Source organism: Streptomyces sp. NPDC048419 (assembly GCF_043200415.1).
Lineage (GTDB): Bacteria > Actinomycetota > Actinomycetes > Streptomycetales > Streptomycetaceae > Streptomyces.
The window spans coordinates 186,300-199,073 of the sequence record NZ_JBICXT010000007.1 but is presented as its reverse complement, the minus strand read 5'-3'; the positions used below and the strand labels follow the sequence as shown (position 1 = coordinate 199,073).

Sequence of the window (12,774 nt, the reverse complement as noted above, 5' to 3'; positions counted from 1 at the left end):
CGACTCCTGTTCTTGTTCCGTTCAGAGCGCGTCGGGACCGCGCTCGCCGGTCCGGACCCGGACGGCCGTCTCCACCGGGAGCGACCAGACCTTGCCGTCACCGATCTTGCCGGTCCTGGCCGCCTTGACGATGACATCGATCAGCTGATCGGCGTCGTCGTCCTCGGCCAGGACCTCGATGCGGATCTTGGGCACCAGGTCGACGGTGTACTCGGCACCGCGGTAGACCTCGGTGTGACCCCGCTGACGACCGTATCCGCTCGCCTCCGTCACCGTCAGGCCGTGGACACCGAAGGCCTGGAGGGCTTCCTTGATCTCGTCGAGCCGGTGCGGCTTGACGACGGCGGTGATGAGCTTCATGCGTCCACCTTCTTGCTCTGGGCCGCTCCGGCACCGGCGGGCGCGGCGTTGCGGGCGGCACCGCCGCCGGCGCCGCTGAAGTCGTATGCGGTCTCGGCGTGCTCGGCCTGGTCGATGCCGGAGATCTCCTCGTCCTCGGTGACCCGCATGCCGATGGTCTTGTCGAGGAGGAAGGCGAGGATCGCGGAGCAGATCAGGGAGTAGAAGAGGACTGCGAAGACACCAGCGCACTGGATCCAGAACTGGTGCAGGCCGCCGCCGTAGAAGAGGCCCTTCACGTCGGACTGGCCCTTGCCGCTGGCGAAGAGGCCGATCAGCAGGGAGCCGAGGATTCCGCCGACCATGTGGACGCCGACGACGTCGAGCGAGTCGTCGTAGTTGAACCGGTACTTCAGGCCGACGGCCGCGGCGCAGCCGACACCGGCGATGGCGCCGACCGCGATCGCGCCCAGCGGGGAGACCGCGCCGCCGGACGGGGTGATGGCGACCAGGCCCGCGACGGCACCGGAGGCGGCGCCCAGCGTGGTGGACGCGCCGTGCCGGATCTTCTCGTAGGCGAGCCAGGCGCACATGGCGGCGGCGGTGGCGATCTGGGTGTTGACGAACATCAGCGGGCCGACGCCGTCGTCGTTGCCGAGCCAGGAGCCGGCGTTGAAGCCGAACCAGCCGAACCACAGCAGACCCGCGCCGAGCATCACCAGCGGCAGGCTGTGCGGGCGCATCGGGTCCTTCTTGAAGCCGACGCGCTTGCCGATGACCAGGATGACGCCCAGCGCCGCGGCGCCCGCGTTGATGTGGACCGCCGTACCGCCCGCGAAGTCGATCACGCCGAGTTCGAAGGCCCAGCCGCCGGTGCCCCAGACCCAGTGGGCGACCGGGAAGTACACGACCGTGGCCCACAGGACGAGGAACAGGGTCCAGGCGGAGAACTTGACGCGGTCCGCGAGGGCACCGCTTATCAGCGCGGGCGTGATGATCGCGAACATCATCTGGAAGACGGCGAACACGAAGACGGGGATCGTGTACCCGGACCAGATGTCCATCTTGTCGATGCCGGCCCAGCCGACGTAGTCGCCGGTCCAGCCGATGAGCGAGCCGTGGTCCGTACCGAACGCCATGGAGAAGCCGTACAGCACCCACAGGATGGTGATGACGCCCATGCTGATGAAGCTCATCATCAGCATGTTCAGGGTGCTCTTGACGCGAACCATGCCTCCGTAGAAGAAGGCGAGGCCCGGGGTCATGATCAGCACCAGTGCGGAAGCAATGAGCATGAAGCCTGTGTTGGCGGCAGACAGTTTGTCTGCGGCAAGCGTGATGGCTGGTGCCATCGGCGTCTCCTCGTCGTTAATACGGCCCCGTGCGGGCGAAGCCTGAAGCGGGCATGAGGGGTGGGCCGGTTATGCGCCATGAGATTGGCGCAGCGCGGTTTCGGTGAAAGCCCCTCGTTGTTTCGCCGCCGTGACGAAGGCGCCGTGCGTGTTACGCCTCGATGAACTGCCGGATGCCGGCCGAAATGATCGTTATCTTGGCGCAACCTTCCGCGATGGAAGGGATCCGGCCACGGACGGCCTTCCGATGACCTGGCATGGGGGAGCCGAGTCGGGCAGTTCGGGAGGGCCGGCCGCGGCCGGGGTCATGGGATTCAGACCGCCTCGGCGGTCTCGGGGAGCTCCAGTGCGAGCTTCTCGGTGAGGTCGACGACCTCGGCCAGGTCCCCGAAGTCGCGTACGGCGGTGTCGACCGTCTTTCGGATACGAGTGTTCACACGCTCGGAGCGCACCTTCTTGGCGATGTGCATGGCCTTCTCGGCCAGCACCGCGCTCCGCTCGGGCTCGCGCTGGAGCAGGTGCACCGTGGCCATGCCGATGAGATTCAGTGCGTACGAGCGCTGGTGCTCGGCGTCCTGGGCGAACAGGCCGACCGCCCGCTGCATGACGGGCTCGGCCAGGGAGGCGTACGTCGGGCTGCGGCCGGCGACGTAGGCGAGGTCGCGATAGGAGTGGCTGTTCTCGCCGTGCAGCTCGGCCTCGGAGAAGAAGCGGATCCAGTCGGCGTCCGGCTCGTCCCACTCGTCGACGTCGGCGAAGGTGTCCTCGGCCATCCGCACCGCGCGCTTGCACTTGCCGGGCTGCCCCATGTTGGCGTAGGCGCGGGCCTCCATCGCATACAGCATCGACTGGGTGCGGGGGCTCGCGCAGTCGCGGCTGCCGTACTGCGCGAGGTGGATGAGCTCCAGGGCGTCCTCGGGGCGTCCGAGGTGGATCATCTGGCGGCTCATGCTGGACAGGACGTACGAGCCGAGCGACTTGTCGCCCGCCTCCTTGGCGGCGTGCAGGGCGAGGACGAAGTACTTCTGGGCGGTGGGCTGGAGCCCGACGTCGTACGACATCCAGCCCGCGAGCTCGGCCAGTTCGGCGGCGACCTTGAACAACTTCCTGGTGGTCGCCTCGGGTTGGGGCTCCTGGAGGAGGTCCGTCACCTCGTGCAGCTGGCCGACGACCGCCTTGCGGCGCAGACCGCCGCCGCACTGGGCGTCCCACTGGCGGAACATCACCGTGGTGGACTCCAGGAGGTCCAGCTCCGGCCTGGAGAGCCGGCCGGCCCGGCGGGAGACGGCCGGCGACTCGGGCTCGGCCTGCGGGGCCTGGGGCGAGGGCACCAGCCAGCGCTGCATGGGCTCGATGAGGGACGGGCCCGCGGACAGGACCAGCGAGGTCCCGAGGAAGCCGCGCCGCGCCAGCATCAGGTCGCTGCGCGAGAACTCGCTGAGCAGCGCCACCGTCTGCGGGCCCGTCCAGGGCAGGTCGACGCCGGTCGCGGAGGGTGACTGGCGTGCCGTGCGCAGTCCGAGGTCGTCGACGGAGACCACACAGCCGAAGCGCTCGGAGAACAGCTCGGACAGGATCCTGGGAATGGGCTCGCGGGGATTCTCGCCGTCCAGCCAGCGGCGCACCCGGGAGGTGTCCGTGGAGATGTGGTTGGCGCCCAACTGGCGTGCCCTGCGGTTGACTTGGCGGGCGAGTTCACCCTTCGACCAGCCGCTGCGCACGAACCAGGAAGTGAGCAGCTCGTTGGGGCGCTTGTCGATGCTGGCCGCGGTCGTCCCGCTTCCGCCGTTGCCGCTCACTGGAACGCCCCCATCCCTGAGACCACTTGTCGCCGAGTGCGCCAAGCCCTATCAGAATGCCGGTAAATACGGTCTCCCGTCCGCCGGTTCTCACCCTTCGAACGGGATACCGACTTGCCTCCGGCATACCCACGAGTGCATGTGCCCCCAGGACCCGTGCACTCAAAGTAATCCTACGATCACCCGTCCAGCCATGGCGATCCCGGAAACGCCACCATTCGCCACCCCTTCGAATGAACTCACGTCGACCTGCACGCGATTCACTTGACATAGACCGTTCGGGAGTAGGCGGAGCGATGCACTCAGGGGCGCGCGTCGTCGAGTTCACCACCAGAGGCACCTCCAGCGCCGCCCGGGCCAAGCGGGGCGGGTGGCTCGGGGAGCACACAGGGTCACGATCCGCATCCGCGTCGTAACCACCGGCGCGTCGGACCCGTTGGAGGGGGCATGGGCTTCACGATCGGCGGCATCCGGGAGATCCGCTCCGGCTCGCGTCGGCGCGGCCGCTCCTCGGAGTGCACCGCCGTCGCCGAGTTCACCGGACTTTGGGGCTGGGACGTCGTGGCCGGTGCGCGGGCCTCCGGGGGCGAGTGCTCCTGCGGCCGGGTGGACTGCGGCGCACCGGGGGCGCATCCCCTGGAGTTCGCGCCGCTGGTCCCGGCCGGCGCCACGCTCGACGACGTGAGCAGGACCTGGAGCGAGTTCCCCGGGGCATCGGTCATGCTCGCGGTCGGCCGGTCGTTCGACGTCGTCGACGTGGCCGCGGCGGCCGGCCGCCGCGCCCTGGTCCGCCTGGAGCGCATGGGCCTCCCCGTCGGCCCGGTCACCGCGACCCCGCAGGGCCGCGCCCAGTTCTTCGTCGCCCCCGGCGCCGCCGCCGAACTCCCCGAACTGCTCTACCGCATGGGCTGGGACGACCCGACCTCTCTCGACCTGCGCGGCCTCGGCCCCGGTACGTACATCACGGCCCCGCCCTGTGACCGCGGCGGCCTGGGCCCCGCGCGGTGGCTCCGCCAGCCCGCACTGGACTCGGCCACCAAACCGCCGGCGGCCCGGCTGCTGCTGGGGACCCTGGCGTACGTGGCGCACCGGTCCCGGGCGTAGCCGTACGGGCCGCACACCGTACGAGCCGCACAGCGAAGCGCCCGCTCCCCAACTGCACCTTGGGAGGCGGGCGCTTCTTCCTGCTCGTGCGGTCGCCGGCAGGCGGTGTCACTCTCCGATAAGGGCGTCAACGAACGCCTCCGGCTCGAACGGCGCCAGGTCGTCCGCGCCTTCGCCCAGACCCACCAGCTTGACCGGCACGCCCAGTTCACGCTGGACCGCGATCACGATGCCGCCCTTGGCCGTGCCGTCCAGCTTGGTGAGCACGATGCCGGTGATGTCGACGACCTCGGCGAACACCCGGGCCTGCACCAGGCCGTTCTGCCCGGTCGTGGCGTCGAGGACGAGCAGCACCTCGTCCAGCGGGGCGTGCTTCTCGACGACGCGCTTGACCTTGCCGAGCTCGTCCATGAGACCGGTCTTGGTGTGCAGGCGCCCGGCGGTGTCGATGAGGACGACGTCGGAGCCCATCTCCTTGCCCTCCTTCACCGCGTCGAAGGCGACGGAGGCGGGGTCGCCGGCCTCGGGCCCGCGCACGGTGTAGGCGCCGACGCGCTCGCCCCAGGTCTGCAACTGGTCGGCGGCGGCCGCCCGGAAGGTGTCGGCGGCGCCCAGGACCACGGTGCGGCCGTCGGCCACCAGGACTCGGGCGAGCTTGCCGGTGGTGGTGGTCTTGCCCGTGCCGTTGACCCCGACGACCATCACGATGCCGGGCTTGCTGGTCTCCGGTTCGGTCCTGACCGTGCGGTCCATGTCGGTGCCGATGAGCTTGAGGAGCTCGTCGCGCAGCAGGCCGCGCAGCTCGGCGGGGGTGCGGGTGCCGAGCACCTTCACCCGCTCGCGCAGGCTCTCGACCAGCTCCTGGGTCGGGGCCACGCCGACGTCGGCGGTGAGCAGGGTGTCCTCGATCTCCTCCCAGGTGTCCTCGTCGAGGTGCTCGCGCGACAGGAGCGTGAGCAGGCCCTTGCCGAGCGCGTTCTGGGAGCGCGAGAGACGGGTACGGAGGCGGACGAGCCGGCCGGCGGTCGGCTCGGGCACCTCGATCTCGGGGACCTCTACCGAGGGCGGCTCCTCGACCGTGACCGGCGCCGAGCCGTCCGGAAGATCCACCTCCTCTATGGTCCGGCGTGGTTCGTCGCGGGGTGTCTCGGCCTCGTCGCCGACGTGCGGCTCGGCCGGAGGGGCCGTGATGTCGGGCGCGGAGGGCGGCGGCGGGGGCAGCGGCTTCTTGCGCCGGGTGCCGATGACGAGCCCGCCGAGCGCGCCGATCACGACCACGGCGATGACTACAGCAAGGATGACGGTTTCCATAACCCGACCAGTATCGGTCATGGAGTCCTGCGGCACCCCTCTGGATGTCTGACACTCCGTCAGCTAACGTCCGCTTCCACACCCGCCCGGTGAAGGGGAGCCCCCCATGCCCGTCACGGTCGTCCGCTTCAACCTCGTAGAGCCCGACGCCACCCCCGCCTCGCTCGGCGCCCGCTACCGGGCGGCCCTGGACATGGCGGCGTACGCCGACGAACACGGCATCACCACCGTGCAGACCGAGGAGCACCACGGCGTCGCGAACAACTGGCTGCCGTCACCCTTCGCCTTCGCCGGCGCGGTCTTCGGCGCGACCAGCCGGATCGCGGTGACCGTCTCGGCGGTGATCGGCCCGCTGCACGACCCGCTCCGGCTGGCCGAGGAGATCGCCGTCCTGGACCTGATCGGCGGCGGGCGGCTGGTGACGGTCGCGGGGATCGGGTACCGGCCCGAGGAGTACGCGCTGTTCGACGTGGAGTGGAAGCGGCGCGGGAAGCTCCAGGACGAGGTGCTGGAGACCCTGCTGAAGGCCTGGACCGGCGAGCCCTTCGAATACCGCGGCCGTACGGTGCGGATCACGCCCCGCCCGCTCACCGAGCCGCACCCCCTGCTGCTGGTCGGCGGCTCCTCGAAGGCCGCCGCCCGCCGGGCCGCCCGCCTCGGCCTCCCCTTCTTCCCCAGCGCCCACCTTCCGGAGCTGGAGGCGTACTACAAGGAGCGGCTCGTCGAGTACGGCACCGAGGGCTGGACCATGATGCCCACCGCCGAGACCCCGCTGCTGCACATCGCCGAGGACCCGGACCGGGCGTGGGCCGAGTACGGCCGGCACTTCCTGCACGAGGCGCGGACGTACGCCTCCTGGCAGTCCGGGGACATCCGCTCCGCCGTGAAGTCCTCCGCCACGACCGTGGACGGCCTGCGCGACGAGGGCGTCTACCGCATCCTCACCCCCGACCAGTGCGTGGACCTGGGCCTGGACAACCTCGTCCTGCACCCGCTGGCCGGCGGAATGCCCCCGGAGGAGGGCTGGCGCAGCCTGCGCCTGTTCACCGAACGAGTGCTGCCCCGGCTGGCGGACTGAGGCCGGCCCGCGGGCGCGAACGACACCGCCGCCCCGGCTCGGTCACTGGCCGAGCCGGGGCGGCGGCGGGGTACGAGGAGAAGGGCAGCGGGGACTGGGCCCGTCTCCTCGGCTCGGGGGCCTCAGCCCATCTCCTCCAGCGCCTTGCCCTTCGTCTCCTTCACGAACTTCAGGACGAACGGGATGGAGAGCGCCGCGAAGACCGTGTAGATCACGTAGGTCGCGGAGAGGTTCCAGTCGGCCAGCGACGGGAAGCTCGCGGTGATGGCCCAGTTGGCGATCCACTGCGCGGAGGCGGCCACGCCCAGCGCGGCGGCGCGGATCCTGTTCGGGAACATCTCGCCGAGCATGACCCAGACGACCACGCCCCAGGACATGGCGAAGAAGAGGACGAAGATGTGCGCGGCGACCAGGGCGGTCCAGCCCTGCGCGGCCGGGAGCTTGCCGTCGACCAGGTGGTGGGAGAAGGCCCAGGCCTCCAGTGCGAGACCGACGACCATGCCGACCGAGCCGATCAGGGCCAGCGGCCTGCGGCCGATGCGGTCCACGAGGAGCATGGCGATCACGGTGCCGACGATGTTGATGATCGACGTCGTGAACGAGTAGAAGAACGAGTCCGTCGGGTCGACGCCGACCGACTGCCACAGCGTCGAGGAGTAGTAGAACGCGACGTTGATGCCGACGAACTGCTGGAAGACCGACAGGCCGATGCCGACCCAGACGATCGGCTTGAAGAAGAACCCGCCGCCGAGCAGGTCCTTGAAGGAGGACTTGTGCTCGCTCGTCATCGCGTGCTCGATCTCGCCGACGCGGGCGTCCAGGTGCTCGGGCTTCCCGCCCTCGACCTCGGCGAGGCTCTCCCGGGCGCGGGCGCGCTTGCCCACGGAGATGAGGAAGCGGGGCGACTCGGGGATGGCGAAGGAGAGCAGGCCGTAGACGATGGCCGGGATCACCATCACGCCGAGCATGACCTGCCAGGCCTCGACGCCGAGCAGGGTGCCGCGCTGGTCGCCGCCGGCGGCGTTGAGCAGGCCCCAGTTGACCAGCTGCGAGACGGCGATGCCGATGACGATCGCGGCCTGCTGGAAGGAGCCGAGCCGGCCGCGGTAGGCGGGCGGGGCGACCTCGGCGATGTAGGCCGGGCCGATGACCGAGGCCATGCCGATGGCGAAGCCGCCGACGATGCGCCAGAAGGCCAGGTCCCACAGGGCGAAGGGCAGCGCCGAACCGACGGCGCTGATCGTGAACAGCACGGCGGAGATCTGCATGCACCGGATGCGCCCGATGCGGTCGGCTATCCGGCCCGCGGTCGCGGCGCCGATGGCACAGCCGATCAGGGCGATGGCGATGACCTGGGCGAGGGCCGCGGAGCCGATGTCGTAGCGGTCGCGGATGGCCTCGACCGCGCCGTTGATCACGGAACTGTCGTACCCGAAGAGGAAACCGCCCATCGCGGCGGCCGCCGCGATGAAGACGACGCGCCCGAGATGTTCGGGATGAGCCGTACCGGCTCCTGACTGGGGTGCCTGCGCAGTGCTGGTCACGTTCGGACTCCTCGGGCCACCGGCGTCACTGCCGGAGTGGGGGGCGCCTGTCAGGTTCAAGTGGCGCACACGTACACACCGCTCACACCTGAAGGTAAAAACAACGTTCCCGAGACTATGCCTTCAAGTTTCGAAGTCAATAGGGCGTCGACTGTGAGCTTCTAGATACAGCCAGCCCAGTTGTGTTCACTTCTTGAAGCTTGTGTCAGCGAAGCCGCTGCGAGATGACCTTGGACACACCGTCGCCCTGCATGGAGACGCCGTAGAGCGCGTCGGCGACCTCCATGGTCCGCTTCTGGTGCGTGATCACGATGAGCTGCGAGGCCTCCTGCAGCTCCTGCATGATGCGGATCAGCCGCTGGAGGTTGGTGTCGTCGAGGGCGGCCTCGACCTCGTCCATGACGTAGAAGGGGCTCGGCCGGGCCTTGAAGATCGACACCAGCAGCGCGACCGCCGTGAGTGAGCGCTCGCCGCCCGAGAGCAGCGACAGCCGCTTGACCTTCTTGCCCGGCGGGCGGGCCTCGACGTCGACACCCGTGGTGAGCATGTTGTCGGGGTCCGTCAGGATCAGCCGCCCCTCACCACCGGGGAAGAGCCGGCTGAAGACGCCCTCGAACTCCCGGGCCGTGTCCCGGTAGGCCTCCGTGAAGACCTGCTCGACCCGCTCGTCGACCTCCTTGACGACCTGGAGCAGATCGGCGCGGGTCTTCTTCAGGTCCTCCAGCTGCTCGCTGAGGAATTTGTGACGCTCCTCCAGCGCGGCGAACTCCTCCAGCGCCAGCGGGTTGACCTTGCCGAGCTGCTGGTACGCCCGCTCGGCCGCCTTGAGCCGCTTCTCCTGCTCGCCCCGTACGAAGGGCTTGGGCTGGTTGCGCGGGTGCTCCGGGTCCTCCGGCAGCTCCTCGCCCTCGGCCGGCGGCGAGGGCGGCACGAGCTGGTGCGGCCCGTACTCGGACACCAGCCCCGCCGGCTCCACGCCGAGCTCCTCCAGCGCCTTGGTCTCCAGCTGCTCGATCCGCATCCGCTTCTCGGCGCCGAGCACCTCGCCGCGGTGGACGGAGTCGGTCAGCTTGTCGAGCTCGCCCTTGAGGTCGCGGCCCGCGTTGCGGGCGGCGGTCAGCTCCTGCTCGCGGCGGGCCTTGGCGGCGTCGGCCGCGGTGCGCTCCTCGTCGGCCCGCGCGACGGAGACCTCGACGTGCGTGAGCAGCTGACGCGCACCGGAGGCGACGGCCTCCGCCACGGCCGCCTCGTGCCGGAGGCGCGCCCGCCGCTGCTCGGCACGCGCGCGTGCCTCACGTTCCGCGCGGGCGGCCCGGTCCAGCGAATCGGCCCGCCCGGCAAGGCCCTTGACCCGTTCCTCGTGCGTACGGACCTGGAGCCGGGCCTCCATCTCGGTCTGGCGCGCGTTGGCGCCGTCGGCCGCGAGACGGTCGCGCACCGAGGTGTCGGGCTCCTCCTCGACCGGCATCTCCTCGGCGACCTCCAGGCGTTCGGCCAGCTCCTCGACGTCCCCGAGCGCCTTGTCGAGCGCCTCCTGCGACCGCGCGGCGGCCGCGACGGCACGCTCCGCCTCACCGGCCGCGCCCCGCGCCTGACCCGCGAGTCGTCCGAGCTGCTGCGCCACGGACGACTTCTCCCGGTCGGCGGCCCTGCGCCGCTCCCCCGCCTCCTCCACGAACGCGGCACATTCCCTGCGCCGCTCCCCCGCCGCGTGCTGCGCCTCGGTCAGCTCCTCGCAGCGGACCGCCAGCTCCTCCAGCTCGGCGGCGGCCTCGTCCACGGAGGCCTGCACCTCCAGGAGGCTGGGCGCGCCCGCGGAGCCGCCGTGCGCGAAGTGGGCGCCCAGGAGGTCGCCCTCGGCGGTGACGGCGGTGAGGTGGGGATGGCCGTAGACGAGGTCCTCGGCGTCTTCGAGGGTGCCGACGACGACCACTCCGCCGAGGAGGCGGCGTACAGCGTGCATGAGGTCGGAGGGGCCGCGTACGAAATCCGCCGCGTGCGGCGCCGCGGCGGCCGCGGGTTCATCGTGGCTGGCCGCGCAGTTCCCGGCGCTTCTATGGGGCGTTGCATCCTCCGGTGCTCCCGCCAGCAGCAGCGAGGCACGGCCGGCGTCCTGCTTGCGCAGGAGGCGGATCGCCTCCGCCGCGGCGGAGGGCGAGGTGACCGCGAGGGCGTCCGCCGCCGCACCGAAGGCCGCGGCCAGCGGGACCTCGTAGCCCGGGGTGATCGTCAGCAGCTCGGCCGCCGGGCCCAACAGTCCGGTGAGACGTTCCTTCGCGCCGAGCAGTGCCCCGGTGCCGTCCTTGCGGCGCAGGCCGAGCGCCAGTGCCTCGTGCCGGGCCTGGGTGGCGGCACGCTTGCGCTCCGCCGCGGTGGCCGCCTCCCGGGCCGCCGTCAAAGCGGCCTCGGCGTCGGCCAGTTGCCGTTTCGCCGCCTCGTGCTGCTCGCCGAGTTCCGCGTCGCCGGCGTCGAGGCCGTCGACCTCGGCCTTGAGTGCCTCGTACTCCTCCTGGGCGGCGGCGGCGCGCTCCTGCGCCTCGTCGCGGGCTGCGGCCAGGCGGTCGATCTCGGCCTGCGCGGAGGCGGCGCGCGAACGGGCCGCGTTGACCTGGCCGTTCAGCCGGGCGAGGCCCTCGCGGCGGTCGGCGATGGCGCGGGCGACGTCCTTCAGGCGCCGTTCCTCCTGGGCGAGTCGGCGCTCCAGCTCGGCCCGGTGCGCGACCGTGTCCTCCAGGGCGTGCTCGGCCGCCTCCAGGGCCGCTTCGAGTTCGGCCTCCTGCTCGCGGATGCGGGCGGCCTCGCGCTCCATGTCCTCGGGGTCGCGGCCGCGCCGCTCCTCGGGCGGCACCGACGTCGCGCTCTTCACCCGCGCGTCGGCCAGCGAGATCGTGCCGCGCACCCGCTCGGCCAGCTGGGAGAGCTCGTACCAGGTCTGCTGCGCGCGCTGGAGCCGCGGGGTGAGCCGGCGTACCTCGTCCTCCAGCAGCGCCTCGCGCTGAAGGGCCTTCTTCAGGTCCTGCTCGGCGGCTTCCTTGCGCTCCTTGAGAGCCGCCTCGTCCGCGACCTCGCTCATCAGCGCCTCCCGCAGCCGTACGAGATCGTCGGCGAGCAGGCGGAGGCGGGAGTCGCGGAGGTCGGCCTGGATGACGGCGGCCCGGCGCGCGACGGCGGCCTGGCGGCCGAGGGGCTTGAGCTGCCGGCGCAGTTCGTCCGTCAGGTCCTGCACGCGCGCGAGATTGACCTGCATCGCGTCGAGCTTGCGGAGCGCCTTCTCCTTGCGCTTGCGGTGCTTGAGGACGCCCGCGGCCTCCTCGATGAAGGCGCGGCGGCCCATGGGGTCGGCGTGCAGCACGGAGTCGAGCTGGCCCTGGCCGACGATGACGTGCATCTCCCGGCCGATGCCGGAGTCGGACAGCAGCTCCTGGATGTCGAGCAGCCGGCAGGTGTCGCCGTTGATCTGGTACTCGCTGCCGCCGTTGCGGAACATGATCCGCGTGATGGTGACTTCGGCGTACTCGATGGGCAGGGCGCCGTCGGAGTTGTCGATGGTGAGGGACACCTCGGCACGGCCCAGCGGAGGGCGGCCGGTGGTGCCGGCGAAGATGACGTCCTCCATCTTCCCGCCGCGCAGCGATTTGGCACCCTGCTCGCCCATGACCCAGCTCAGGGCGTCCACCACATTGGACTTGCCCGAGCCGTTCGGCCCCACGACGCACGTGATACCCGGCTCGAACCGGAGTGTGGTCGCCGAGGCGAACGATTTGAACCCACGGAGGGTCAGGGCCTTGAGGTGCACGCCGCCGGACTCTACCTTCCGCCGCCATTCCGCACGATGAACCCCGGGCCACCTGGCGGTTTCACGCATGAACATGCAGGGCACACCAGACGTTATAGACGGTGAAAGGATGCGCGGGGAAAGAAAGAAGGGACGCCGAAGCGTCCCTTGCAAACTCTGACAACTCAGCGGTTGATACGGGCTTCCCAACCACTGCTGTCGTGGTTCGATGCAGTGATCAGGTAAGCGCAGGCTCCGCCTGGTGTGCGTCGATGCTCTCCATGATCCTGTCGTGAGAAGCGGCAGCCGAGAGCGCGTCGTTCTCCGCCTGGATCCGTACGAGCTCGGATTCCAGGTCCTGGACGCGCTGCTGGAGCCGTCGCATCTCGGCGAGGAGTCGAGGGTCGGAGCCGCCGACGTAACCGAGAAGCGCCTTTGCCATGATGGATGGTCCTCCACAATGAGTGACCGA

Annotated in this window: 9 protein-coding genes; 2 read left to right on the top strand and 7 right to left on the bottom strand. The window is 70.5% G+C overall.

Annotation, left to right across the window (positions count from 1 at the left end; all coding sequences use genetic code 11):
* Positions 1-21 precede the first annotated feature (21 nt).
* The 3 genes from ACGFYN_RS17800 to ACGFYN_RS17790 form a co-directional block, all read right to left on the bottom strand.
* Entirely contained in the window at positions 22-360 is a 339-nt protein-coding gene (locus ACGFYN_RS17800) for a P-II family nitrogen regulator (protein WP_383551999.1), read from the bottom strand.
* Positions 357-1,691: an ammonium transporter gene (locus ACGFYN_RS17795; protein ID WP_393866737.1), complete on the bottom strand. Its 1,335-nt coding sequence runs from the start codon at positions 1,689-1,691 to the stop codon at positions 357-359. Before ACGFYN_RS17795 ends, ACGFYN_RS17800 begins: the two co-directional genes overlap by 4 nt.
* 314 nt (positions 1,692-2,005) lie before the next feature.
* Positions 2,006-3,490 (bottom strand): hypothetical protein, encoded by a 1,485-nt coding sequence (locus ACGFYN_RS17790; protein ID WP_393866736.1) that lies wholly within the window; start codon positions 3,488-3,490, stop codon positions 2,006-2,008.
* Between the two features lie 447 nt (positions 3,491-3,937).
* On the opposite strand from ACGFYN_RS17790, the gene ACGFYN_RS17785 reads away from it, so the two are divergent.
* On the top strand, positions 3,938-4,594 hold the full coding sequence (locus ACGFYN_RS17785; protein ID WP_393866735.1) for a bifunctional DNA primase/polymerase: 657 nt from the start codon (positions 3,938-3,940) through the stop codon (positions 4,592-4,594).
* A 108-nt stretch (positions 4,595-4,702) separates the two neighbouring features.
* Here the strand turns inward: ACGFYN_RS17785 and ftsY are convergent, their stop codons facing one another.
* Positions 4,703-5,905, bottom strand: coding sequence for a signal recognition particle-docking protein FtsY (ftsY, locus tag ACGFYN_RS17780; RefSeq protein ID WP_393866734.1), 1,203 nt, complete (start codon positions 5,903-5,905; stop codon positions 4,703-4,705).
* Between the two features lie 106 nt (positions 5,906-6,011).
* Here ftsY and ACGFYN_RS17775 point away from each other — a divergent pair, with 106 nt between their 5' ends.
* Positions 6,012-6,983, top strand: a complete 972-nt coding sequence (locus ACGFYN_RS17775; RefSeq protein WP_393866733.1) for an LLM class flavin-dependent oxidoreductase — start codon at positions 6,012-6,014, stop codon at positions 6,981-6,983.
* A 122-nt stretch (positions 6,984-7,105) separates the two neighbouring features.
* Here ACGFYN_RS17775 and ACGFYN_RS17770 read toward each other — a convergent pair whose 3' ends face one another.
* The 3 genes from ACGFYN_RS17770 to ACGFYN_RS17760 form a co-directional block, all read right to left on the bottom strand.
* On the bottom strand, positions 7,106-8,527 hold the full coding sequence (locus ACGFYN_RS17770) for a sugar porter family MFS transporter (RefSeq protein WP_393866732.1): 1,422 nt from the start codon (positions 8,525-8,527) through the stop codon (positions 7,106-7,108).
* A 205-nt stretch (positions 8,528-8,732) separates the two neighbouring features.
* Positions 8,733-12,323, bottom strand: a complete 3,591-nt coding sequence (gene smc / locus ACGFYN_RS17765) for a chromosome segregation protein SMC (protein WP_393866731.1) — start codon at positions 12,321-12,323, stop codon at positions 8,733-8,735.
* Between the two features lie 217 nt (positions 12,324-12,540).
* Positions 12,541-12,744, bottom strand: coding sequence for a hypothetical protein (locus ACGFYN_RS17760; RefSeq protein ID WP_388796615.1), 204 nt, complete (start codon positions 12,742-12,744; stop codon positions 12,541-12,543).
* Positions 12,745-12,774 lie beyond the last annotated feature (30 nt).

What these genes read in the sequence shown, in the direction of transcription:
- ACGFYN_RS17800 (WP_383551999.1), bottom strand. Translation starts at nt 360, where the DNA reads ATGAAGCTCATCACCGCCGTCGTCAAGCCGCACCGGCTCGACGAGATC.
- ACGFYN_RS17795 (WP_393866737.1), bottom strand. Translation starts at nt 1,691, where the DNA reads ATGGCACCAGCCATCACGCTTGCCGCAGACAAACTGTCTGCCGCCAAC.
- ACGFYN_RS17785 (WP_393866735.1), top strand. Translation starts at nt 3,938, where the DNA reads ATGGGCTTCACGATCGGCGGCATCCGGGAGATCCGCTCCGGCTCGCGT.
- ftsY (WP_393866734.1), bottom strand. Translation starts at nt 5,905, where the DNA reads ATGGAAACCGTCATCCTTGCTGTAGTCATCGCCGTGGTCGTGATCGGC.
- ACGFYN_RS17775 (WP_393866733.1), top strand. Translation starts at nt 6,012, where the DNA reads ATGCCCGTCACGGTCGTCCGCTTCAACCTCGTAGAGCCCGACGCCACC.
- ACGFYN_RS17760 (WP_388796615.1), bottom strand. Translation starts at nt 12,744, where the DNA reads ATGGCAAAGGCGCTTCTCGGTTACGTCGGCGGCTCCGACCCTCGACTC.